This is a genomic window from Microbacterium sp. NPDC056052, from assembly GCF_042266785.1.
Lineage (GTDB): Bacteria > Actinomycetota > Actinomycetes > Actinomycetales > Microbacteriaceae > Microbacterium.
The window spans coordinates 77,238-100,588 of sequence record NZ_JBHJWV010000002.1 but is presented as its reverse complement, the minus strand read 5'-3'; the positions used below and the strand labels follow the sequence as shown (position 1 = coordinate 100,588).

The following is a 23,351-nucleotide window of genomic DNA, read 5'->3' as shown; positions in this document are numbered from 1 at the left end:
CTGAGGTCAGGCCTGGGCGGCCGCGGTGGTGGTCCAGGCGAAGGGATCCGCCTGGGTGGCCTTGTACTCGAGGCCGATGACCCCGGTGTAGCCGCCGGCCTGCGCGTCGGAGATCCACTGCTCGAGCGGCAGCTCGCCCGTGCCGGGCTCGCCGCGGCCGGGGGCGTCGGCGATCTGGATGTGGCCGAACTCCGCGGCGTGCTCGGCGATCACGGCAGGCACGTCGTCGCCGTTGACGGCGAGGTGGTAGAAGTCGGCGAGGAGCTTGACGTTGTCGACGCCCTCCTCGTCCTTCACGCGCGCGATGATCGCGAGCGCGTCGGCGGCGGTCTTCAGCGGGTAGGCGGGGGTGCCGCTGACCGGCTCGAGCAGGACGACGCCGCCGAGCTCGGCGACCGCGCGTCCGGCCGCGGCGAGGTTCTTCACGGCCAGATCGTCCTGCGCCTTCTCGTCGACGCCCTCGAGGCGGTTGCCGTAGAGCGCGTTGAACGCCGTGGTGCCGAGGCGGCGGCCGATCTCGACGACGACGTCGATGTTGCCCGCGAACTCGTCCTCACGGCCGACCCAGGACACGAGGCCCCGGTCGCCGCCCGGCATGTCGCCGGCGAAGAAGTTCAGGCCGGTCAGCTGCACGCCCGCGTCCTGGATCGCGGCGACGAAGGCGTCGACCTCCTCCTGCGCGGGCACGGCGACGGAGAACGGCCACCAGTACTCGACCGCGTCGAAGCCTGCTGCCTTCGCGGCGGCCGGGCGCTCCAGGATCGGGAGGTCGGTCAGCAGGATCGAGGCGTTGACGGTGTAGCTCATGAGATCGTCCTTGATGTCTGTCTCGGATTTCGGGCTATTTCCGAATTATGGAAATAAAATCTTGATTGATGAAAGTTTAGGCTGCGAGGCCGTGGATGTCAACGGGCCGGATCCGCACGGAGGCGCGGGAGCTCCGCAACTCTGCAGGATGTTCGCAACTCCGCAGGACGGATCCGCGAATACTGTCCTGCAGAGGTGCAGACGTCCTGTCGAGTTGCGGGATCCGGATCCCCCCGGGGTCGTTGAGCGAGGACGCCGCAGGCGACCGAGACGAAACGCGGTGCCCTCACGAGGGCGCGGCGTTTCGTCTCGCTTCGCTCGCTCAACGACCCATCCGCTTAGAACGACGAAGGCCGCCCCACCGGGGAGCGGCCTTCGCGAGGCGCAGAAACGTCAGGTCAGCCTGATCTGGCGGTTCATGTCCTTGTAGAGCAGGTAGCGGAAGTCCTCGGGACCGCCCGCGTAGCAGGCCTGCGGGCAGAAGGCGCGCAGCAGCATGTAGTCGCCGGCCTCGCACTCGACCCAGTCGTCGTTGAGGCGGTAGACGGCCTTGCCCTGCAGTACGAACAGGCCGTGCTCCATGATGTGGGTCTCCGCGAACGGGATGGATCCGCCCGGCTTGAACGTGACGATGTTCACCTGCATGTCGTGCGCCATGTCGCTCGCGTCGGAGAAGCGGGTGGTGGCCCAGACGTCGTCGGTGTCCGGCATCGAGACGGGCTCGATGTCGTTGTCGCTCGTGACGAAGGACGCCGGAGCGTCGACGCCCTCGAGGTACTCGTAGGCCTTGCGGATCCAGTGGAAGCTGGTGATCGCTGATCCCTCGTTCTCGAGCGACCATTGCGCGTTCGGCGTGATGAACGCGTAGCCGCCGGCGGCGAGCACGTGCCGCTCCCCCTCGAGCGTGAGGGTGAGCTCGCCGGTGGTGACGAAGAGCACGCTCTCGACGCCCGCCTCGACCTCGGGCCTCGCGGCGCCGCCGCCGGGCGCGATCTCGACGATGAGCTGCGAGAACGTCTGCGCCGAGCTCGGCGTCGGCCGGGCGAGGATCCACGCGCGGGCGTCCGTGAAGCCGGGGAGGCTGGAGGTGACGATGTCGCGCAGCACGCCCTTCGGGATGAAGGTGTAGGCGAGCTTGACGACCGCGCGGTCGGTGAGCAGGTCGGTCTGCGGGGGCAGCCCGCCAGCGGGCGTGTAGTAGGTGCGGGTGCTCAAGAGACGGCCTCCTTGGTTGCGAGTTTCGGGTGTGCGAGGCGGATCAGCTCTGCGGGCTCGGATCCGGTCGCGGAGTGGACCTCGTCGGCTGTGAGCGCGCCGCACTCGAGGCCGCGGACGACGAACCGCGCCAGGGCACGGGCCGTGGCCGGCTCGTCCATGATCGTGACGTCGCTGCCGTGCAGGTAGTTGTCCAGGCGCCGGGCTGCAGCGGCGAAGCCCTCGCGGTAGAACGCGTAGGTCGCGAGGTACCGGGTGGGCAGCTGCGCCGCATGCAGATCCCAGCCCTGGTAGTAGCCGCGCTCGAGCGAGCGCCGCACCAGGCGGGCGTGCAGCGCCCAGGCCTCGAGGACATGATCCGGATCCCCGACGGGGATCACGTTGGTGGATCCGTCCGAGATCCGCACACCGGTCTCGGCGACCGCCACCTGCATGACCTGCTTGGCGAAGTCGGCCGCGGGGTGCTCCATGGACTGGTACGCGGCCGCGATCTGCAGCGAGGCGCTGTAGTCGTAGGTGCCGTAGTGCAGTGCGGACACCCGGCCGTCGGCGCGGTGCAGCAGGGCCGCGACCGGGACGGATCCGTCGGCGGCGACGATGAGCTGCGGCGTCTCCATCTGCACCTCGAAGCGCAGCCGGCCCGCGGGCAGTCCGAGACGCTCCTCGAAGCGCTCGCAGAGCGCGACCATGGCCTCGACCTGCTCGACCGTGGTGACCTTGGGCAGCGTCAGCACGAGGCCGTCCGGCAGCGGGCCGTTCGCGACGAGGGTCGACAGGAACAGGTCGAGCGTGCGGATCCCTCGACGGCGCGTGGGCGCCTCGAAGCACTTGAACCTGATCCCGATGAAGGGCGGCGCGACGCCGGCGGCGACGGCCGCGGCGACCCGCTCGGCGGCGAGGACCGCATCCGCGTCCTCCTCCTCGTCGGGCCGGGCGCCGTAGCCGTCCTCGAAGTCCAGGCGCAGGTCCTCGATGGGCTCGCGTTCGAGCTTCGCGTCCACGAGGGGCGCGAGCTCTGCGGCGAGGGCGCCGAGGCCGACCGCCTGGGCGAGCGCGACGGTTCCGCCGAACTCCGCGACAGCGGCGGCGGCCGCCTGCCCCGACTGGGCAGGGAGGTCGAGACGGAATCGGTCGGCGGGCACGTACAGGGTGTGCACGGGCTGGCGGGATCCGTCGTCGCCGGGGTACTCGGTCGACAGCAGCGTGTCGGTGCCGGCGAGGCGGGCGTCGATGTCGGCGAGGTCGGCCTCGCCCAGGGTGCCTGCGGCCATTCGGCTCACTCCTTCGAGGACTCGACGACGCGCACGATCGCCTCGGCGACGGCGCCGGCCACGAGCGGATCGAACACGCTCGGGATGATGAAGCTCGCGTTGAGCTCGTCATCGCCGACGCGCTCCGCGATCGCCTGCGCGGCTGCGACCAGCATAGGCGGAGTGATGTCCGACACGCCCGCGTCGAGGAGGCCCCGGAAGAAGCCGGGGAACGCGAGCACGTTGTTGATCTGGTTCGGGAAGTCGCTGCGCCCCGTGGCGACGACCGCCGCATGCTTGGACGCGACGATCGGGTCGACCTCGGGGGTGGGGTTCGCCATCGCGAACACGATCGCGTCATCCGCCATGGCGGCGATGTCGTGCTCGTCGAGCACGTGCGGGGCGCTCACGCCGATGAACACGTCGGCGCCGACGACGGCCTCCTTGAGAGTGCCGGAGAAGTCCCGCGGGTTGGTCGTGGCGGCGAGCTCCGTGCGGTGCGCGTCGGTGTACTCCTCGCCGCGATGGATCGCGCCGTTGCGGCCGCAGGCGACGATGTCCACCGCGCCCTCGGCGAGCAGCAGCTGCACGATCGCGTTGCCGGCGGCGCCGACACCCGAGACGACGATCCGCACCTCGCCGATCGTCTTGCCGACGACCTTGAGCGCGTTGCGCAGAGCGGCGAGCGTGACGATCGCGGTGCCGTGCTGGTCGTCGTGGAAGACCGGGATGTCGAGCTCCTCGCGCAGTCGCGCCTCGATCTCGAAGCAGCGCGGGGCCGCGATGTCCTCGAGGTTCACGCCGCCGTAGACCGGGGCGATCGCCTTGACGATCTTGATGATCTCCTCAGTGTCCTTAGTGTCCAGGCAGACCGGCCAGGCGTCGACGTTCGCGAACTGCTTGAACAGCGCGGCCTTGCCCTCCATGACCGGGAGAGCGGCCTCGGGCCCGATGTCGCCGAGGCCGAGCACCGCGGTGCCGTCGGTGACGACCGCGATCGTATTGCGCTTCACGGTGAGGTTGCGGGCCTTGCTCTTGTCCTCGGCGATGGCCATGCAGACGCGGGCGACGCCGGGCGTGTAGGCACGCGACAGGTCGTCGCGGTTGCGCAGCGGAACGCTGGGCACGACCTCGAGCTTTCCACCCAGATGCATGAGGAAGGTGCGGTCGCTGACCTGGCGCACGACCACGCCTTCGAGGGACTCGACGCCGGCACGGACCTCGTCGGCGTGCCCCTCGTCCGTGGTGTTGCAGGTCAGGTCGACGACGATCGTCGTCGGGTGCGACTCGACGACGTCGAGGGCGGTCACGACGGCGCCGGCGGCCGCAGCGGCCGCGGCGAGCTCGCTCGTGACGGTGAAGTTGGACGGCGCGTCGATGCGCAGCGTGATCGAATTTCCGGGACCCGGGTTCGCCATGATTCCTCCTCATCGAGGCGTCCCGGGCGGAGGCCGCGGGCGCTTGTTCCGTGATGAACTTTCAGAACTTTCGTATAGTGGACACTATTATCTCTATCGTGGAAGTCTTGCGCAAGGCGGGATCCGGATCCTCTCGGATTTCCGGCGCGGCACTCTCGCATGATGGAATTACCGCAAGGACGGGAGCTGACATGGCGGAGAATCCGAGCACGACAGGCACGAAGGCCGCAGATCCGAAACCCGGCAGGGCCGCGGGATCCGGCGTGCAGTCGGTCGAGCGGGTGTTCGAGCTGCTCGAGCTCGTGACCGACGCCGGCGGCGACGTCACGCTCAGCGAGCTGTCCGCGTCGACCGACCTCCCACTGCCGACGATCCACCGGCTGCTGCGCACGCTCGTCTCCCTGGGCTATGCGCGCCAGCTGCCGAACCGCCGCTATGCGCTCGGCCCTCGGCTGATCCGCATCGGCGAAGGCGCGTCCCGCCAGTTCGGAGCGCTCGCGCGCCCGCAGCTGAAGACCCTCGTCGACGCCCTCGGCGAGAGCGCCAACATGGCCGTGCTCGACGGCGACATGGTGGTCTACGTCGCCCAGGTGCCCTCGCAGCACTCCATGCGCATGTTCACCGAGGTGGGCCGCCGCGCGAACGTGCACGACACCGGCGTCGGCAAGGCGATCCTCGCCCAGCTCGACGACGACACCGTGCGCGGCATCGTCGCCCGCACCGGCATGAGCACCCCGACCTCGTTCAGCATCGGCACCGTGGACGCTCTGCTCGCCGAGCTCGACGTCATCCGCGAGCGCGGCTACTCGATCGACGAGCAGGAGCAGGAGATCGGCGTGCGCTGCTACGCGATGGCCGTGCCGGGCGCACCCACGCCGACCGCGGTCTCGGTGTCCGGTCCGATCGCGCGCGTGACCGAGGAGTTCGGCCAGCGCGCCGTGCCACTGCTGCGCGAGGCCGCCGGCGCGATCGCCGCTGACCTCGAAGCGTAGTCCGGGGCCTGGCGACCACAGGGCGCCCTCGCCCGCCCGCAACTCTGAAGGACGGATGCAGTTCTGCAGGATGGATCCTCGGATCCCGTCCTGCAGAGCTGCATCCGTCCTTTGTTCGCACGGCCCCGTGACCCGGAGACGGACCTACTCCGCGTCGGTGCCGCTCGTGCCGGCGTTGACGTCGAGCAGGCGGTACTTCTCGGCGGCCTGGGCGGGGATCGCCGCATCCACCTCGCCGCGCGCGGCGAGCAGCTGCAGCGTGCGCACCACCACGCTCGGTCCGTCGATCTTGAAGAACCGGCGGGCCGCGGCGCGCGTGTCGGAGAAGCCGAAGCCGTCGGCGCCGAGGCTCGCCCAGTCGTTCGGCACGAAGTGGCGGATCTGGTCCGGCAGGTCCTTGGCATAATCGCTGACCGCGACGATCGGGCCGTGCGCGTCCGCGAGCTGCTGCTGCACGAAGGGCACCCGCACACCGCGCCCGAGGAACTCGTCTTCCTCCGCCGCGACCGCGTCGCGACGCAGCTCGGTCCAGCTGGTCACCGACCACACGTCCGACTCCACGCCCCAGTCGTCGCGGAGGAGCTGCTGCGCCTCCTGCACCCAGGTCACGCCGATGCCCGACGCGAGCAGGTGGGCCTTCGGAGCCTCGGCCGGTGCGATCCGGTGGATCCCGCCCAGGATCCCCGCCACGTCGACACCCCCGGGCTCGGCCGGCTGCACGATCGGCTCGTTGTAGACCATGAGGTTGTAGATGTGGTTGCGGTCGGTCGAGTCGGCCCCGTACATGCGCTCGATCCCCGCGCGCACGATGTGGCCGATCTCGTAGCCGAAGGCCGGGTCGTAGGTGACCACAGCCGGGTTCGTCGCGGCGAGCAGCGGCGAGTGCCCGTCGGCGTGCTGCAGGCCCTCGCCGGTCAGCGTGGTGCGGCCCGCGGTCGCCGAGATGAGGAAGCCGCGCGTCATCTGGTCGGCGGCCGCCCAGAGCGAGTCTCCGGTGCGCTGGAAGCCGAACATCGAGTAGAACACGTACACCGGCACGAGCGGCACGCCGTGCGTCGCGTACGCGGTACCGGCGGCGGTGAAGGCGGCGATGGATCCGGCCTCGTTGATGCCGACGTGCAGGATCTGCCCAGCCGTCGACTCCTTGTACGAGAGCACGATGTCGCGGTCGACAGCGAGGTAGTTCTGCCCGTTCGGGTTGTAGATCTTCGCGGTCGGGAAGAACGCGTCCATGCCGAAGGTGCGCGCCTCGTCGGGGATGATCGGGACGATCCGCTGGCCGAACCCGGGGTCGCGCATGAGGTCCTTGAGCACCCGCACGAAGGCCATGGTCGTCGCGGCCTGCTGCTTGCCGGATCCGCGCGCGGCCACCTCGTACGCCTTCGCGTCGGGCAGGGCGATCTCCCCGGATGCGTTCGGGCGACGCTCCGGCAGGTAGCCGCCCAGCGCCCGGCGGCGCTCCTGCAGGTACCGGATCTCGGGGGCGTCGGCGCCGGGGTGGTAGTACGGAGGCCGGTACGGGTCGGCCTCGAGCTGGGCGTCCGTGATCGGCACGCGCAGGTGGTCGCGGAAGTCCTTGAGATCCTGCAGCGTGAGCTTCTTCATCTGATGCGTGGCGTTGCGCGCCTCGAAGCGGGGGCCGAGGCCGTAGCCCTTGACCGTCTTGACCAGGATGACCGTGGGCTTGCCGTTGCGCGAGAGCGACTCCTGGTACGCCGCGAACACCTTCTGGTAGTCGTGCCCGCCGCGCTTGAGCCCCCAGATCTGCTCGTCGGTGAGGTTCTCCACGAGCGCGAGCGCGCGCGGATCCTTGCCGAAGAAGTGCTCCCGGATGAACCCGCCCGACTCGGCCTTGTAGGTCTGGTAGTCGCCGTCGCGGGTCGTGTTCATGATGTCGAGCAGCGCGCCGTCGGTGTCGCGGGCGAGCAGGTCGTCCCACTCGCGGCCCCAGACGACCTTGATGACGTTCCAGCCGGCGCCGCGGAAGAAGCCCTCGAGCTCCTGGATGATCTTGCCGTTGCCGCGGACCGGGCCGTCGAGGCGCTGCAGATTGCAGTTGACCACGAACGTCAGGTTGTCGAGGCCGTCGTTGGCCGCGAGCTGCAGCAGGCCGCGGCTCTCCGGCTCGTCCATCTCGCCGTCGCCGAGGAAGGCCCAGACGTGCTGGTCGCTCGTGTCCTTGAGGCCGCGGCCCTGCAGGTACCGGTTGGACTGGGCCTGGTAGATCGCGTTCATCGGGCCGATGCCCATCGACACGGTCGGGAACTCCCAGAACTCGGGCATGAGCCGCGGGTGCGGGTAGGAGCTCAGGGCGTGGCCCTCGCGGGACTTCTCCTGGCGGAAGCCGTCGAGGTCCTCCTCGCTGAGGCGGCCCTCCAGGAAGGCGCGCGCGTACATCCCGGGCGACGCGTGGCCCTGGAAGTACACCTGGTCGCCGCCGCCGGGGTGATCCTTGCCGCGGAAGAAGTGGTTGAAGCCGACCTCGTACAGGGTCGCGGCGCCCGCGTAGGTGGAGATGTGGCCGCCGACGCCGATGCCGGGGCGCTGCGCCCGGTGCACCAGGATCGCGGCGTTCCAGCGCATCCAGGCGCGGTAGCGGCGCTCGAGCTCCTCGTCACCGGGGTAGGCGGGCTCATCCGCCACCGGGATCGTGTTGACGTAGTCCGTCGTCGCGGTGGGCTCGGGCGCGTAGCCGGCGCGGGCGGCGAGTGAGCGCACGATGTGCTCGCCGCGCTCGGCGCCGCGCTGCGCCACGAGCGCGTCGAGCGACTCGAGCCATTCGGCGGTCTCTTCGGGGTCGTGATCCAGGGTCTCGGATCCGGGGGCGGCGGAGCTGCTCTGTTCGTGCATGGTCGGCCTTTCTGCGAGATGTGTGGGTTGCCGCCGGTCGGGCGGCGGGGCTGATCTGCTACATGTAGGGGGCTGCCGATCGGGCAGCGGGTCTGAGGTTCGAGGAGTGACGATGAGCGGACGCATCGCCGTGGTGACGGGTGCAGGATCGGGGATCGGACGCGCCGTCGCGCGCACGATGCTGGAGGCCGGCTACCGGGTGGCACTGGCCGGGCGGCGCGAGGCCGCGCTGGCCGAGACGGCGGCCGGGCGTCCGGATGCTCCCTGGAACGGAGCCATCCCGTCGCGCGCTCTGGTGGTGCCGACCGACGTCACGGTCGAGGCCGAGGTGGACGCCCTCTTCGACCGAGTCGTGCAGGAGTGGGGCCGGGTGGACGTGCTGTTCAACAACGCCGGCGCGTTCGGCCCTGCGGTGTCGGCCGCCGACATCTGCCTGGACGACTGGGAGCGGACGCTCGCGGTCAACGTCACGGGCGCGCTGCTGTGCGCGCGCGGCGCGATGCGCGTCATGCGCGCGCAGGATCCGCAGGGCGGTCGGATCATCAACAACGGATCCATCTCCGCGCAGGCGCCCCGACCGCTCTCGGTCGCCTATGCCGTGAGCAAGCACGCGCTCACCGGACTCACGCGCTCGATCGACCTGGATGGCCGGCCGTACCGCATCTCCTGCGGCCAGATCGACATCGGCAACACCCGCACCGAGATCATGGACGAGCTCGGCGTCGGCTCCGGGGCGCTCCAGGCGGACGGCAGCCGCAGGGTCGAGCCCACCTTCGACGTCGAGGCGGCGGCCCGCACCGTACTGTTCATGGCGGATCTGCCCGCCGAGGCGAACATCGGCGCGCTCACGGTCACGGCGAGCGGGATGCCGTTCGGCGGGCGCGGCTGAGGCGACGGATGAGGGGACGGATCCCATCAGGCAGATCCATCCCCTCATCTCGGTGCGGCGCGTCCGTGCGGCGCTTCGGTGCGGCGCGCTCAGCAGAAGCCGGCGATGCCGCCCCACGACCAGTGGTCGGCGTCCGCGCCGTCGCGCAGGAACGACGCCTCGATGAGGCCGTAGGGGCGGTCGGCGGCGAAGAACACCTCGTTCGGGTTCTCCAGACCGAACGGCGACAGATCCACGACGAAGTGGTGCTTGTTCGGGGTCGAGAAGCGGATCTCGTCGATCTCCGGATGCGCCTCGAGCACCGCCTCCGCCATCTCCTTGAGCGTGTGCTGCAGCGCGTAGGAGTAGTTGCGCGAGAAGCCGGCGAGGAGGAGGCGACGGACGTCCGCGTAGACCTCGTTGAAGTCGAGGTCGTTGCGGTTGTAGCGCCACTTGGCCGTGACCGAGGTGGCGAGGATGCGGTCCTCGGTCTCGGGGAGGGTCGTGTAGGGGTCCTTCGGGTAGCCGACGAAGCCGCTCGCGGTGGACTTGAGGACCGTCAGGTCCTGCAGCCCCGCGATGATCGTGGTGTCGTCGCCGTCGATCTGCACCACCGCGGTGCGGGTCTCGGTGCCGCCGCGCACGAACGAGTGGTCGTGCTCGCCGTCGTCGCCCTCGATGCGCAGCCAGGTGTACTGCTCGGCGGCCCAGCGCCCGCCGGTCACCCAGTCGAATCCGTCGGTGAAGTGCCGGCCGAGGCGGAGCAGGAACTCCTCGGGGCTGCCGATGCCGTCCTTGGCGAAGGCGTAGATCGTGTTCTTCTGGGTGTCGGTGGCGACGACGTGGCCGTTGTCGCCCTCGAAATGGGCGGCCTCGAAGTCGCCGCGCAGCTGCGAGGTGACGTTGAGGTCCTCGATCTCGTGGCGGGCGGTGTCGCGCGTGATGCGGACGACGCGGTTCTCCGCCTTGCCGTACTGGTTCTTGCCCAGGGTGATGGTGGTCATGGGGGATTCCTCTTAGCTTCCTCGGTAGGTGGAATAGGCGAACGGACTGAGCAGCAGCGGCACGTGATAGTGCGCCTGCTCGGCGTCGACCAGGAAGGTCAGCACCACCTCCGGGAAGAAGGTGTCCGTTTCGATGCCGGCGAAGTAGGCCGCGGTGTCGAACCGGAGGCGGTATGCACCGCTCTCCAGCCGCTCCGGGCCCAGCTCTTTCACCCGCCCGTCAGCATCGGTGAAGCCCGTACCGATCCCGACCCATCCCTCGCCGTCGCGGGCTTCGAGTGCGACGGCGACGCCGGACGCGGGGCGCCCGATCGATGTGTCCAGGATGTGGGTGGTCACGTGGGAGACGCTCATGCGCTCGCTCCTTCGGTCTCGATGGCCGCCGCGAGCCGCAGTGCCGCGATCTCGCGCAGCTGCTGGTCGACGACGGCGAGCTCCTGATCGTCGGTGTTGCCGAGCCGCTCGTGCAGCAGGGCGAGGATGTCCTCTGCGGTGCGGCCGGCGGCGCGCACGAGGAACACGCGGTCGAACCGCTCCTCGTAGGCGCGGTTGCCCTCGGCGAGGGCAGCCGCGGTGGCGTCGTCGACGCTCGGCTGCTCGCGGCGCGAGTGCGCGGCCTCGGCGCTCGTGCCGTCGACCTTGGCGCCGATGCGCGGGTGGTGCGCGAGCGCTCCGTCGAGTTCGGCCTCGGCGAGCGGGGCCGCGACCTCGAGAGCGGCGGCGGAGAGCGCGTCGACCGAGGCGTAGGGACGGCCGTCGACGATCGCGGCGATCCAGCGGGGGATGTCCAGTGCGGGCTTCACCGCGGCCGTGGCGTCGTCACGGTCTGCGGAGTTGAACTCCTCGAGCAACATCTTCGATCCTCAAGACTTGCTGGCATCCGGCGTGTGGTGCTTACGGCCGGATCCTATCGGAGGATCCGGTGCTATCGCGAGGATAGTTTCCGTAGTCCGGAACTGTTATTTCAGCATGTGTAACTATTCTGCGGACGGAAGTCCGCCCTGTCAACCCCCATTGCGCGTCGTCCCCCTCAGCGGACGCTCTGGGCTCCGCTGAGGGGGACGACTCGGGGTGATGGAAGGGTGCGCCGGGGTCAGACCCCGAGCTCGGCGCGCAGGCGGGCCACGTGGCCCGAGGCGTCGACGCCGTACTCGGCGCGCTGCACCACGCCGTCGCCGTCCAGCACGAACGTGGAGCGGATCACGCCGTCGAACGTGCGGTCGCCCACGGTCTTCTTGCCCCACACGCCCCAGGCGCGCGCCACGGCGGCGTCGGTGTCGGCGAGCAGCGGGAAGGTCAGGCCCTCCGCGTCCGAGAAGGCGCGGATGTCGGCGACCTCGTCGGGCGAGACGCCGATCACGGAGTACCCCGCGGCGGCGAGCGACGAAAGGCTGTCACGGAAGTCGCAGGCCTCGGTGGTGCAACCGGGGGTCGCGGCCTTGGGGTAGAAGTACACGACGACGTTGCGGCCGCGGTAGTCCTCGAGCGCGGTGCGGACGCCGTCGGCGTCCTCGAGGGCGAAGGCGGGAGCGGTGTCGCCGGGGGCGAGGCGAGTGGTCATGATCTCTCCGTTCGGATGGGGTTCGGCGGATTCGGAGGTGGACGCTTCGACGGGCTCAGCGACCGGGGTCAGCGTACGGCGGGCAGCACGCCGAAGGCCTCGGCGAGCTGCATGATCTTGCGGGCGCGGCCGAGACGGGGCAGGTCGCTGCCATCGCGGACGATGCAGCCGCGGGCCTCGAAGTCCTCGAGGAACTCGTAGGCCCACTCCACGTCGGTGCGGGTGGGGCTGATGACCTCGTTCACGACCGGCGCCTGATCGGCCTGCAGGCAGAGCTTGCCGGTCATCCCCATCGACACGGTGATGGCCGACTGCTCGCGCAGGATCGGATGACTGGATCCGACGGTCGGGCCGTCGATGGGGCCGGGCAGGCCGCCGGCACGGCTCGAGATGACGAGGCGCGCCCGCGGGTAGGCCATCGCCTCGCGGTCGGCCGACATGCCCGTGTCGCGGCGGAAGTCGCCGCTGCCGAACGCGAGCCGGAACACGCCCTTGGCCCGGGCGATCTCGGTCGCGTTCTCGATTCCGACCGCGGACTCGACGAGTGCGACCACGGGCACCCTCGCGCCGAGACGGTTGAACGTGTCCATCACTTGGCCGCCGAACTCGGTCTTGGCGAGCATCACACCCTGCAGACCGGGGGCGTCGCGCAGCCCGTCCAGATCCGGGGACCAGTGCTCGCTGGTCGCGTCGTTGATGCGCACCCACGCGCGGTTGGCGTTGCCGTCCGCGTCCGCGCCGTGCAGCCAGCGGACGACGTCATCGCGGGCGGAGTCCTTGTGGCTCGCGTCGACCGCATCCTCCACGTCGAGCACGACGGCGTCGGCGTGCGAGCGCGCCGCGTCGTCGAACGTCTCCGGCCTCGTCGCCGCGACCAGGAGCCACGAGCGCGCCAACTCCGGCGCGATCTCGCGCGGGCCGGTGGTGGGCAGAGGAGCGTTCATTGCATTCCATTCTACGAAACTTGACTTTTGCGATATGAAAAGATTACTCCCGCTCTCCCGCGGGCGCCAGCCCTGAGCGCAGGGCCCGGCATCAGCCGCGCAGCGCGACCACGGCATCCCACAGCACCGCGGCGACCGCGCGCTTGGAGCCGGAGGCAGCGGCGACCACGGTCCCGTCCGGACCGATGACCTCCACCGCGTTCTCGTGCCTCTCGAACCCGTGCTCGGCGTCGGCGAGGTTCACTGCGAGCAGGTCGGCCCCCTTGCGCTCACGCTTGCGGCGCGCGCGTTCGCGTCGGGCTTCGGGATCCGTCGAGGTCTCCGCGGCGAAGCCGACGATGACCTGGCCCTCGGGCGCCGACCCGGCGAGGCGGGCCGCGCCGAGGCCCGCCAGCACGTCCTCGTTCTCCACGAGCTCGATCCGCTCGAGGATCCCGTCCTCCTTGGTGAGCTTGTGCGCGGCGGCCTGCGCGGGCCGGTAGTCGGCGACGGCGGCGGCCATCACCACGGCGTCCGCGTGGCCCGCGGCCTCCTTCATCGCGGTCGCGAGCTCCGCGGCCGTCGCGACGGGGCGGATCCTGATCCGCGGATGTCCCGCCTCGGCGAGGACGTCCCCCGCGAGGTTGGCCGCGACGAGCTCGACCTCGGCGCCCCGGGTCGCAGCTTCGATGGCGAGCGCCGCGCCCTGCCGTCCGCTGGACCGGTTGCCGAGGTAGCGCACGGGGTCGATCGGCTCGCGCGTGCCGCCCGCGGAGACCACGACCCTCAGGCCGGCGAGGTCCTGCGGCGCGAGCAGGCGCAGCGCGGCCTCGGCGATCGCCTCGGGCTCGCTCATCCGGCCGGGTCCGCTGTCGCCGCCCGCCAGTTCGCCGTCGTCCGGACCGATCAGGTGCACGCCGCGCTCGACCAGCGTGCGGATGTTGGCCTGCGTCGCGGGGTGGGCCCACATCTCGGCGTGCATCGCGGGGGCGATGAGCACGGGAGCCGTCGTCGCCAGGAGCGTGGTGCCGAGCAGGTTGTCGGCGATACCGGCCGCCATGCGCGCGATCGTGTTGGCAGTGGCGGGCGCGACCACGACCAGGTCGGCGCCCTGCCCCAGGGCGACGTGGCGCACCTTCGCCACATCGTCGTGCACGCTCGTGGTGACCGGGTTGCGGCTGATGGCCTCCCACGTCGGCGCGCCCACGAAGCGCAGCGCATCCTCCGTGGGGACCACGGTGACCCCGTGTCCCGCCTTCACGAGGAGCCGCACGAGCTGCACCGACTTGTAGGCCGCGATGCCGCCGGAGACCCCCACCACGATGTCCATCCCTCGATTCTGCCCGAGATACCGAAGACGCGGGCTGGGAGCGGGGCACGCGGTCGCGCCCACGCCCGGGCGCGCCGCGCGAGCGCTTGCGCGGCGCCGGGTCCGTGCGTACCCCATCCCCGTCGACGCCCCCTCCTACGATCGGCGCCCCCTCGCAGGTACGTTCGCACGAGGGGGCCTCGACGCCGCGAGGGGGCGTCGACGTGCCTAGACTGAGGCGCGTGTGCACCGTCGTGATCGAGGTCGGCGCCCTCCAAGAGGGTCAGGGACCGGTGGTGCGGCTGCTGGCCGTGCGGGATGAGGATCCGCTGCGCGAGTGGGACGCGCTCGGCGAGTGGTGGCCCGACCGTCCAGGGGTCATCGGGATCCGCGACCGCCGTGCGGGCGGAGCGTGGCTCGCGGTCGACCCGGCGTCGCACCGGCTCGCGGTGCTGCTGAATCGCGCCGACGTGCTCGACCTTCCCGACGATCAGGCCGTCTCGCGCGGCACGCTGGCACCGGCGTCGGTCACCGGCACCTCGCCCACGGGCTCGGAGCGCATGCACGGCTTCAACCTCCTCGAGGTCTCCCCCGACGGCGCGCGCGTGCTGTCCTGGGACGGCACGGAGCTCCGCGAGACCCCGGTGCCCCCTGGCATCCACATGATCGCCCACTCCGATCTCGACGACCCCGACACCGCCCGCATCGCACGCTGGCTGCCGGAGTTCCGCACGCATCCGACCCGCGACGAGGAGTGGCCGGAGTCCTGGATCCGGCTGCTCGCCACGACGACGGAGCTGGATCCCGCCGATGACCGCGCGATCATCCGGGACAACCGGCCGCACGGCTACCCGACGCAGTCGCTCCTCTACTGCACGGCGTCGGTCGGCCCCGACGGCGTCGAGGTGCGCGACCACGCGCTGCCCGCGCCGGCGCACTGGGGCTGAGCCGCGGACACCGGCCCGAGTCGCGCCGCAGCCGGAGCCACGGCCGCGGTTGCCGCTTCGTGTCCGTTCCGCCCCATGGGCAGCGCTCCCCATTCCGGGATCGCGGCGGCGCAGGTAGCGTCGGCGGCATGAGCGATCCGCAGCAGTTCCCGCCGGCGCCGGGCGCGCCGTCCGCGCCGGCTCCGCCAACCCCCGCGCCGCCGTACCGCACCGCGCAGACCGGCTACCCGGGAGCGCCGGCCGCCCGCGACTCCGGCGACCTCGCCCGCGCCGCGTTCGCGCTGGCGATCGTGAGCGTCGCCCTGAGCCTGCTCTCCACCGTGCTCTTCCGCTTCGTGATCATCCGACTCTCCTACGACATGCACCTGGGCGCGAGCGCCATCGGCATGTACAACATCGTCGGCGAGGTCGTCCTTTTCCTCGCCTACGGCGTCACGCTGATCCTCGGGATCCTCGGCGCGCGCAGCAGTCGCACGCTGCAGGCGGGCATCGCGATCGGCGTCGGCGGAGCGGGCGTCGTCGGCATCGCGTTCGCCGTCCTGTCGAGCCTGATCGCCTCGGCGATCTGACGGATCCGCATGGGGACGGATCCGTGCTCCGCCCGACTCAGCCGCCGATCGCCCGCCCGTAGACCTCGAGCATCGCCGCGGTCCTCGACGACTGCCGGAAGTCGGCGGCGACCTGCGGATCCGGCTCGGGCGCGCGGCCGGCTGCGATCTCGGACGCGGCGAGGCGCAGCGTCTCGGCGAGCGCAGCCACCCGCGCAGGCTCGTCCGCCCCGGCGTCGGGCACCGCCCACAGCCCGCCCCGCAGCTCGGCAGCGATGTCGGGGTCGCTCACGACCGTCGGGGTGCCGAGGGTCGCGGCCTCGAACGGCGTCATCCCCTGGGTCTCGAAGCCGATCGAGGTCTGCACCACGGCGTCGGCCGCAGCGATCCGGGCGAGCACGTCGGCATAGCCGATCCGTCCCGCGAAGCGGATCCCCGGGCGGCCCGCACGTGCGGCGATGCGTTCGGCCGCGCGCCGCTCTCCCCCGCCGCCGACGATCTCGATGTCCGCATCCACGTCGCTCGCGACGACCGCCTCCAGGAACGGCAGCAGCCGCTTCTCCGGGCTCATCCGGCCGAGCCAGATGAACCGTGGCCTCCCGGCGACGCGCTCCGCCGGCGCCGCGGCGAGCACCTGCTCGCGCACCTCGTCGTCGATGCCGTTCCAGATCACGTCCACGGATCCGAAGACCCCGTGCTGCTCGAGTCGTCGAGCGAAGTGCCCCGAGGGCGCGGTCACGGCACGCGACTCCGCGGCGATCCCAGCGAGGTACGCCCAGCCGTCCGCAGCGTGCGACTGTACTCCGATCCCGCGCAGCGCCGTGCGCCGCCACAGGTTCAGCGCTCCGAGCACGGGCTTGTGCAGCGGGGTCACCGCGGCGATGCCGACGTCCACGCGGTTGTGCATCGTGTGCACGGCGGGGATGCCGTGCCGGTGCGCGAAGCGGTGCCCGATGTAGGCGCCCCAGAAATCGGCCTGCACGTGCACGAGGTCGACCGGCGGACGGCGGGTCAGCGCGCGGTCGAGGAAGCGGTCGGTGCGCCGTCCCGGCCAGGTCAGTGAGTACTCGCGGTCGGCCGTGATCGGGATCGACGGGAGGTCGACGTACCCCGCGTCATCCTCAGCGCCGGCGAGCCTCGCCCGCTCGGCGTGCATCCGCGGCGCGACGATCGTGACCGTGTGCCCCGCCCGCTCGAGGTACTTCCGCTGCAGCCGCATCGAGACCTGCGCCCCGCCCAGCGACTCGGCGTGCTGGTCGCCGAAGAAGACGATGTGCATCCGGGCTACTCCGGCAGCGGCTCGTCGCGGTACAGCGCCTCGAAGGTGTCCAGCGTGCGGTTGATGTCGTGCACGGCCACACCGTCGAGCGAGGCGCGCTGCATGCGCTCGTACTCGGCCGGATCCGCGGTGAGCACGTCGGTCAGCCGTGCGGCCAGCTCGTTCACGTTGCCGGGCTCGAAGAGGTAGCCGTTCTCGCCGTCGTGCACGAGGTGCGGAAGCGCGACCGCGTCGGCCGCGACGATCGGCAGCGCCGAAGCCATCGCCTCCATGGTCGCGATCGACTGCAGCTCGGCGATCGAGGCGATCACGAACAGCGAAGCGCGACTGAGGACTGCACGCAGCTCGGCATCGGTCGTGCGGCCGTGGAAGGTCACGCGATCCTGCAGGCCCAGCTGCTGGGTGAGCGACTCGAGCTGCTTGCGCTGGTCTCCGCCGCCGACGATGTCGAACGTCACGTCGAGAGCGGGATCCAGTTTGGTCATCGCCTTGAGGATGACCTCGACCTGCTTCTCGGCGGTCAGGCGGCCGACGAACACGATGCGGTTCTTCTCCCGCGGACCGATGACCGGCGTGTACTGCGTGCGGTCGATCCCGCAGCTGATCGGGATCACGCCCTCGACGTCGATCGTGCGCTCGAGGAAGTCCGCCGCGCGGCGGGTCGGCGTCGTGACGGCGCGGGTGAGCGCGAACGTGCGACCGGCGTCGGCCCAGGCGAGGCGCAGCACGATGTCGTCGATGAACTTGGGCATCGTGGTGTGGTCGAGGATGTTCTCGGCCATGACGTGGTTCGTGGCGATCACCGGGATGCCGCGCTGGTGCGCGATCCGCGACAGGCCGCGTCCGATCACGATGTGCGACTGGATGTGCACCACGTCGGGCTGCACTTCGTCGAGCACCGTGCGGGCGTAGTGCTTCGAGCGCCACGGCCAGACGAAGCGTAGCCAGTCGTGCGGCGCCCAGCGCACCGACGGCAGCCGGTGCAGGGTCATCGCCTCGCCCTCGATCACCTCGATGCGGGGCTTGGCCGTGCGGTACGCCTGGTTGGGGGCGACGACGTGCACGTCGTGTCCTCGCTGCACGAGGCCGGCGGCGAGACGCTCCGTGAACCGGGCGGCGCCGTTCACGTCGGGAGCGAAGGTGTCGGCGCCGATGAGGATCCGCAACGGGCGCGTCGCCGCCGCGGGCTCGGCCGGGGTGGACGCGGCGGTGTCGGGGGTGGCCTGCGGGCGATGGTCGCCGGGGGAAGTCACGTGATTGCTGCCTTTTGCTGGGCCGCGGTGCCGGCGAGCACCTCATCGGCCGCTCGAACCCCGCGGAGATGGCCTGGATCGGGCGCTGGCCACTCTACCGGAGGGGCCTGGGATCCGAGGGAGGCGGATCCGGTATGGTCTCGCCGCGCGGCGGAGGGCCGGTTCGCCCCCCTCGCAGGACCGGCCCTCCGCAGCGGTCAGACGCCGAGCACGACCCTCTTGGCGTGCCCGTGCCCGTCGAGGTCGAATTCGAGAGTGAGCGGCGACGTCCCGACGACCCGCACTCCGTCATCGCCCTCGACCACCGAGGACTCCGTGACGCCGGAGAGCACGACCCGCGCGGTCGTCTGCGTGCGGCTCGGATCCGACAGGGCGACCGTGGTGCGTCCCGCGTCGGTGCGCACGGCGACGGAGCACGGCCCGCCGACCGTCACGCCATACGCGGGCGCCGCACCCGACGGCGTCGCCTGGAAGAAGTTCGCGAGGACGAGCCCCTGCCCCGCCACGCGGATCGCCTGCGCTTGCGCGTTGTTCGCGAGCACCTCGACGGTCGGCGCATCCGACTCCGTGAAGGTGACCGAGTGCGCGACGTTCGGCAGCACCATGTAGGCGTAGCCCCCGCCGGACGGGTTCGTGCCGTGGTGATGGGTCACCGTGACGTAGTCGCGGCTCTTGACCTCGGTCGTGCCGCCCGTGTCCGTTCCGGAGTTGATCGTCTGCCAGTCGCCGGACCGGGGCACGACCTGCACGTCGATCGAGCCGGAGACGTTCTCGCCCGGGAGGAAGACGTATCCGCCGTGGCCCATGATATGCACGTTGCGCGTGACGGTCACTGCGCCGTCGGCCGCGGTGAGGACGCGGTTGCGGTTGTCGGTGCGCACGTTCGGCACGGTTCCCGGCGCGAACGAGCGGTTGTCGATCGTGGTGAACACGTCGAATCCCGACCCCGACGCGATCGCGGATCCCAGGCACACGACCTTGTCGTCGAGGAAGAACCACGACTTGCGCGCACTGAGCGACTTGTCGAAGTTCAGGTGGTCCATGCCCTGGATCCCCCAGCGATCGTCGAGCGCGAGGCCGCCGCCGAACGCCTGGAACGCGCGCGGGATGCCCGTGCCGTCGGTCGCGCCGTTCGCCCGGGGCGCCGCCGTGACCGTCGTCCCCGGCAGCCGGTACGGGTCGATCGTGGGCCAGAAGTCGGCACTGTACTGCGCCGGATCCGCAGCGCTGTAGAAGAAGGTCAGCCCGTCGCCCTGGTACCAGCCGAGGTTGTTCTCGCGGTTGCCCCATTCGTAGCGGCCGATCCGCTTCGAGGAGAGGTTCACCACCGCACTGAAGCCGGGGCGGTGGTGCACGAGGCGGTCCTGGTCGCCGAACGCCCGCGTGTAGACCGGGGCGTCGGCCGGCGCGATCGCGTCGTCGCCGAGGACCGAGGTGACGAGCAGCGACTTCGCGACGGTCTGCCGGGGCAGGCCGTAGAGCTTCTCGTCGGTGCAGCGCTGCAGCCAGCCCTTCACGAGCGAGAGGTAGCGGGCGCGGTACGGCTCGCCCGCCCCCTGGGCGAGCAGCAGGATCGCGGTGAGCGCGGCGGCGCCGTCGACGTAGTCGGGCGAGGCCTGCCGTGACACGGCGCGCCCGCGGACGGCCTCCATCATGCGGCCGTTCCAGATGAACGGGGCGTAGGAGGCCTCGACCGCGTCGAGGACGACCGACTTCTTCGGATCCGTCACCTCCCAGTCGCTCCCGCCGAGGAGGCCCAGGATCTCGGCGATGCCGCCCAGCGTGACCACGCCGTAGGTGCCGACGTAGGGCAGGTAGGTGTGCTGCACGAAGGATCCGTCGACGTAGAAGCCGTCGCCGCTCGTGACGTAGCCGAACACGCTGTTCTTCCCGGCGCGCACCGTGTCGCTGAGGGCGTCGCGGGCGAGCGCGATCTCGTCGGGACGCCCGTCGAGTATTCCGCGCAGGGCGCAGGACAGCGCCTTGTCGGTGCGGTTGGCGCCGGTCTCGGCGAGGCTCGTGCCGCGGCCTCGCCAGTTCGGATCGGGCGTGAAGGAGCGTGCGGCGGCCATGAGCGCGGTGCGCACGTCGGCCGGGACCACGTCGTGCAGCAGGATGCAGATGTCGGCCGCCTTGCGCGGCACGCCGATCTCCCAGAACCACCAGTTGCCGACCGCGGACTTGCCTGCCGTGTAGACGTTCGCGCTGAGCCAGGCCAGGGCGTCCACGAGATCGGCGGCGAGCGCCGCATCGCCATGCTGCGCGCACCCCGCGGTGGCGTACGCCAGTGCGAGATCGAAGATGCGGTTGAAGGTGACGCCCATGTTCCCGGACAGCACGGTGCCGCTCACGCCAGAGAGCGGCAGGTCGCTCCAGATTCCGGGGGACGCCGCGGGGCGCACCATCGTGTTCCACGACGCGGCCGCCGCGTCGCTCATCCCGCTCAGCACGCCGGCGAGCTCGGGGACGGACGCCGCGCTGCCGTCGCCGGCGAGCATGACCGCGCGGCGCTGGATGAGCACCGCGAGCGGATCGTCGGCCGCCGTCCGGACGCCAGGCAGCGTGCGGGCGCTCGCGGATTCGCCGGCGACGGCGACGAGAGCGCCGGCTCCGAGCAGTCCGAGCAGAGCACGGCGGTTCATTTCGAGGGGGGACATCATCGGCCTCCGGGTCGTTCGGGGGAAGGATTCGCGCACCATGGTATGCGCTTTCCCATCCGAATAGTAGAGGCGGTGTACATATTTCATCGCGTGGCGGACGCACGGCTGACCCCCACTTTCGCCCCCTACGCTCTGAGCATGCGCCTGCTCGCCGACGCCGACCCCGCACGCTGGATCCCCGTGACCGGATCCCTGGGCCTGCGCGGCCGCCGGCATCGTAAAGCGGCGATCAGGATGCTGCTCGGCCAGGCCGGCGCCGCCGTCGGCGCCGAGTCCCGCCCGGGATCCGGCTTCGGCGCCTGGGCGCTCAGCCAGGCCGCCCCCTTCCTCATGCGCAAGGCCGACGGACGCGTGCTGGTGTGGACCTGGAAGGCCGAACCAGAGCTCATCGTGGCCATGGCGAGCGCGCAGGAGCTGACTCCGCAGGTGCGCACCGCGCGCGCGATGATGCCGATGGAGTACGACGACACCGAGGAGTTCCGCAACCCCTACCTCGGTGCGGGCGAGAAGCTCGTGGTGCCGCTGCCGCAGCCCGGTCCCTCGGGGCAGGCGGCGCCGCCGTTCGCGACCTACACCTGGGACACCGGCACCCACCTCATCACGCTGCAGGCCGTGTGCGGCGACCGGGAGCGGTTCGGCACCGTGATCTCCGCCGTCGACGAGATCGCGCGCACGCTGCGCACCGCCGACGACCTCGCGGTCGGCGAGGCGGGCCCCGTGCTGCGGCTGCCGCCGGCCTGACCTGCGCGGCCCCCGCAGCTGGCCCGGCGCCCGACTCCGCGGCGAGAAACCATATCCAGCACGAGACACCTTCGCTGCCGTGGTGTCTCGTGCAAGAAGTGGTTTCTCGCGGATCCGGCCCGCGCGCGCCCTCACGCCGAGCCGTCAGCGGTCGGCGCGGAGAGCCGCGGCGAGGCCGTTCAGGCGCAGGGTCGTGCCGCCGCGCAGGTGCGGGAAGTCGTCGCGGCCGTCTCCGGTGCGGGTCAGGAACGCGACCTGCTCGGTCCAGGTCAGCAGGCAGCCGGTCTCGTCGTCGGCGAACAGGACGGTGACCAGCGAGGCCCACCGCGGCACGTCGTCCACCGTCGAGGTGTAGGAGAACACGATCCGGCGATCAGGAACGATGTCGAGGTAGTGGGAGTGATAGGCGAGGCGCTCCGGTGCGATCCCGGGGAGCACGAACGTGCTGGTGGCATCCGCGCCGCCGCCGACGCGGAACTCGTGATGATCGGACGCCCGCGCACCGGGCAGGCGGAACCAGCGCCGCCGGGTCGTGTCGTCGGCGAACGCGGCGAACACCGCCTCGGGCGCCGCATCGACATGGCGCTCGATGGTGAAGGCGTCGTGACGCACGTCGAGCGCGCTGGTCGTCGGCCGCGTCACGGCATCGCCGCGGGTCTCGGGATGGGCTGGCATGTCATCTCCATCGGTCAGCAGATCCAAACAGTTACTATCCGTAGGAAACGTGCGCCGGCGGCGATGATTCCGCCCGCGCCATACGCACTTCAACGTCAGCAACGCACCCGGAAGGAGGAAACGGTGAACGCTGATCTCCGGACCGAACTGGTCGAGCGAGGGATCGCACCCGACTGCGTCGAGACGATCGTGGTCGTCCGCGAGGTGCTCGCCCGCGTCGGCGACAAGTGGACGATGCTCATCGTCAGCGCGCTCAAGGACGGACCGATGCGCTTCACCGCTCTGCATGGACAGGTGACGGGCATCTCCCAGCGCATGCTCGGCCACACCCTCGGCGCGCTCACCCGCGACGGCCTCGCGACCCGCACCGCCTACCCCGAGGTCCCGCCTCGCGTCGAGTACGAGCTCACCGACCTCGGCCGATCCCTCGCCTCCGCCGTCGACCACCTCGTCGGGTGGGTCACGCAGCATCAGGACGAGATCATGGACAACCGCGTCCGATCCGACGCCCTCGGCTGAACCCGCCCGCCTCGGCGTCCACCGTCGGCGAGAAACCGGATCCAGCCCGAAACATCAGCGCTGCCGGGATGTCTCGTGTAGGAAGTGGTTTCTCGCGGATCAGGCGCGGATCAGGCGAGCCCGCGTTCGTCGAGCCAGGCCCGCGCGACCGCCTTCGGTGCGCGCAGCAGCCACGCGTCGGCGAGGAGCTCGCCGAGGTGGTCGCGCGCGATCGCGTCGAGTCGCAGCAGCACGGCGGGGTAGCCCGCGAAGTGCGGGATGGTGAAGAAGACCTCCGGATCCGCGACCACGAGCTCTCCGGCGAGGGCGACCGTCTCGGTGCGCACCGCGAGCACCGGTCCATCGGACCAGGACCGGTCGAGCTCGGCGAGCTGGCGCAGATCCGTCTGGGACGGCCCGCGCATCCACGCGATCTGGCCGCCGTTGCAGCGCCAGGCGGCCTCGCCGGTGTGCCCGCCGACCTTCTCCTCGACGCCGGGCAGCGCGAGGGCCAGAGCACGGACGTCGTCGATCGTCGCCATGGATCCGATCC

The 23,351-nt window shown here is 70.9% G+C and carries 22 protein-coding genes; 6 read left to right on the top strand and 16 right to left on the bottom strand.

Translation table 11 applies throughout. The features are described 5' to 3' along the window. Nucleotides 1–6: 6 nt before the first annotated feature. The 4 genes from ACFC1J_RS04535 to ACFC1J_RS04520 form a co-directional block, all read right to left on the bottom strand. Nucleotides 7–807, bottom strand: coding sequence for a hydroxypyruvate isomerase family protein (locus ACFC1J_RS04535; RefSeq protein WP_375902911.1), 801 nt, complete (start codon nt 805–807; stop codon nt 7–9). A gap of 393 nt (nt 808–1,200) precedes the next feature. After that, nucleotides 1,201–2,022 carry a bifunctional allantoicase/(S)-ureidoglycine aminohydrolase gene (locus ACFC1J_RS04530; RefSeq protein WP_375902909.1) on the bottom strand — a complete coding sequence of 274 codons (822 nt, stop codon included), beginning with the start codon at nt 2,020–2,022 and terminating at the stop codon, nt 1,201–1,203. Further along, the gene (locus tag ACFC1J_RS04525) at nt 2,019–3,293 is read right to left on the bottom strand and encodes a DUF6986 family protein (protein ID WP_375902907.1); all 1,275 of its coding nucleotides are present in this window, start codon (nt 3,291–3,293) and stop codon (nt 2,019–2,021) included. Before ACFC1J_RS04525 ends, ACFC1J_RS04530 begins: the two co-directional genes overlap by 4 nt. Nucleotides 3,294–3,298: 5 nt before the next feature. Further along, nucleotides 3,299–4,690 carry an NAD-dependent malic enzyme gene (locus tag ACFC1J_RS04520; protein ID WP_375902905.1) on the bottom strand — a complete coding sequence of 464 codons (1,392 nt, stop codon included), beginning with the start codon at nt 4,688–4,690 and terminating at the stop codon, nt 3,299–3,301. A 191-nt stretch (nt 4,691–4,881) separates the two neighbouring features. Between ACFC1J_RS04520 and ACFC1J_RS04515 the strand changes: the two genes are divergently transcribed. Then, the gene (locus ACFC1J_RS04515; protein ID WP_375902904.1) at nt 4,882–5,682 is read left to right on the top strand and encodes an IclR family transcriptional regulator; all 801 of its coding nucleotides are present in this window, start codon (nt 4,882–4,884) and stop codon (nt 5,680–5,682) included. A gap of 144 nt (nt 5,683–5,826) precedes the next feature. Here the strand turns inward: ACFC1J_RS04515 and aceE are convergent, their stop codons facing one another. Continuing rightward, complete coding sequence (gene aceE, locus ACFC1J_RS04510; protein ID WP_375902901.1) at nt 5,827–8,532, bottom strand: pyruvate dehydrogenase (acetyl-transferring), homodimeric type; 2,706 nt, start codon at nt 8,530–8,532, stop codon at nt 5,827–5,829. A gap of 112 nt (nt 8,533–8,644) precedes the next feature. Here aceE and ACFC1J_RS04505 point away from each other — a divergent pair, with 112 nt between their 5' ends. Further along, complete coding sequence (locus ACFC1J_RS04505) at nt 8,645–9,421, top strand: SDR family oxidoreductase (protein ID WP_375902899.1); 777 nt, start codon at nt 8,645–8,647, stop codon at nt 9,419–9,421. Between the two features lie 89 nt (nt 9,422–9,510). Here ACFC1J_RS04505 and pucL read toward each other — a convergent pair whose 3' ends face one another. The 6 genes from pucL to coaBC form a co-directional block, all read right to left on the bottom strand. After that, nucleotides 9,511–10,404 (bottom strand): factor-independent urate hydroxylase, encoded by an 894-nt coding sequence (gene pucL / locus ACFC1J_RS04500; RefSeq protein ID WP_375902897.1) that lies wholly within the window; start codon nt 10,402–10,404, stop codon nt 9,511–9,513. Nucleotides 10,405–10,416: 12 nt separating this feature from the next. Then, nucleotides 10,417–10,758 (bottom strand): hydroxyisourate hydrolase, encoded by a 342-nt coding sequence (uraH, locus tag ACFC1J_RS04495; protein ID WP_105688448.1) that lies wholly within the window; start codon nt 10,756–10,758, stop codon nt 10,417–10,419. Beyond that, nucleotides 10,755–11,258 (bottom strand): 2-oxo-4-hydroxy-4-carboxy-5-ureidoimidazoline decarboxylase, encoded by a 504-nt coding sequence (uraD, locus tag ACFC1J_RS04490; protein WP_375902895.1) that lies wholly within the window; start codon nt 11,256–11,258, stop codon nt 10,755–10,757. The genes uraH and uraD overlap by 4 nt, the downstream gene beginning before the upstream one ends. A 239-nt stretch (nt 11,259–11,497) precedes the next feature. Then, nucleotides 11,498–11,965, bottom strand: coding sequence for a thioredoxin-dependent thiol peroxidase (gene bcp, locus ACFC1J_RS04485; RefSeq protein WP_375902893.1), 468 nt, complete (start codon nt 11,963–11,965; stop codon nt 11,498–11,500). Between the two features lie 68 nt (nt 11,966–12,033). After that, a complete protein-coding gene (locus ACFC1J_RS04480) occupies nt 12,034–12,909 on the bottom strand; it encodes an HpcH/HpaI aldolase/citrate lyase family protein (protein WP_375902892.1) in 876 nt (291 codons plus the stop codon). A 91-nt stretch (nt 12,910–13,000) separates the two neighbouring features. After that, nucleotides 13,001–14,218, bottom strand: coding sequence for a bifunctional phosphopantothenoylcysteine decarboxylase/phosphopantothenate--cysteine ligase CoaBC (gene coaBC / locus ACFC1J_RS04475; RefSeq protein ID WP_375902890.1), 1,218 nt, complete (start codon nt 14,216–14,218; stop codon nt 13,001–13,003). Nucleotides 14,219–14,439: 221 nt separating this feature from the next. Between coaBC and ACFC1J_RS04470 the strand changes: the two genes are divergently transcribed. Together ACFC1J_RS04470 and ACFC1J_RS04465 are read left to right on the top strand one after the other, a co-directional pair. Next, nucleotides 14,440–15,144, top strand: coding sequence for a hypothetical protein (locus tag ACFC1J_RS04470; protein WP_375902888.1), 705 nt, complete (start codon nt 14,440–14,442; stop codon nt 15,142–15,144). Between the two features lie 128 nt (nt 15,145–15,272). Further along, a complete protein-coding gene (locus ACFC1J_RS04465) occupies nt 15,273–15,713 on the top strand; it encodes a hypothetical protein (protein ID WP_375902886.1) in 441 nt (146 codons plus the stop codon). Nucleotides 15,714–15,750: 37 nt separating this feature from the next. Here ACFC1J_RS04465 and ACFC1J_RS04460 read toward each other — a convergent pair whose 3' ends face one another. The 3 genes from ACFC1J_RS04460 to ACFC1J_RS04450 all read right to left on the bottom strand — a co-directional run bounded on the left by ACFC1J_RS04460 (nt 15,751) and on the right by ACFC1J_RS04450 (nt 20,881). Next, entirely contained in the window at nt 15,751–16,971 is a 1,221-nt protein-coding gene (locus ACFC1J_RS04460; RefSeq protein ID WP_375902884.1) for a glycosyltransferase family 4 protein, read from the bottom strand. A 5-nt stretch (nt 16,972–16,976) separates the two neighbouring features. Continuing rightward, a complete protein-coding gene (locus ACFC1J_RS04455) occupies nt 16,977–18,137 on the bottom strand; it encodes a glycosyltransferase (protein WP_375903617.1) in 1,161 nt (386 codons plus the stop codon). Between the two features lie 284 nt (nt 18,138–18,421). Beyond that, nucleotides 18,422–20,881: a polysaccharide lyase 8 family protein gene (locus ACFC1J_RS04450; RefSeq protein ID WP_375902882.1), complete on the bottom strand. Its 2,460-nt coding sequence runs from the start codon at nt 20,879–20,881 to the stop codon at nt 18,422–18,424. Between the two features lie 141 nt (nt 20,882–21,022). Between ACFC1J_RS04450 and ACFC1J_RS04445 the strand changes: the two genes are divergently transcribed. Beyond that, nucleotides 21,023–21,625 (top strand): hypothetical protein, encoded by a 603-nt coding sequence (locus ACFC1J_RS04445; protein ID WP_375903615.1) that lies wholly within the window; start codon nt 21,023–21,025, stop codon nt 21,623–21,625. 144 nt (nt 21,626–21,769) lie between these two features. Here the strand turns inward: ACFC1J_RS04445 and ACFC1J_RS04440 are convergent, their stop codons facing one another. Continuing rightward, nucleotides 21,770–22,300: an SRPBCC domain-containing protein gene (locus ACFC1J_RS04440; RefSeq protein ID WP_375902881.1), complete on the bottom strand. Its 531-nt coding sequence runs from the start codon at nt 22,298–22,300 to the stop codon at nt 21,770–21,772. Between the two features lie 123 nt (nt 22,301–22,423). Here ACFC1J_RS04440 and ACFC1J_RS04435 point away from each other — a divergent pair, with 123 nt between their 5' ends. Continuing rightward, a complete protein-coding gene (locus ACFC1J_RS04435; protein WP_375902880.1) occupies nt 22,424–22,819 on the top strand; it encodes a winged helix-turn-helix transcriptional regulator in 396 nt (131 codons plus the stop codon). A 110-nt stretch (nt 22,820–22,929) separates the two neighbouring features. Here ACFC1J_RS04435 and ACFC1J_RS04430 read toward each other — a convergent pair whose 3' ends face one another. Further along, complete coding sequence (locus tag ACFC1J_RS04430; protein ID WP_375902878.1) at nt 22,930–23,340, bottom strand: MmcQ/YjbR family DNA-binding protein; 411 nt, start codon at nt 23,338–23,340, stop codon at nt 22,930–22,932. Nucleotides 23,341–23,351: the final 11 nt, after the last annotated feature.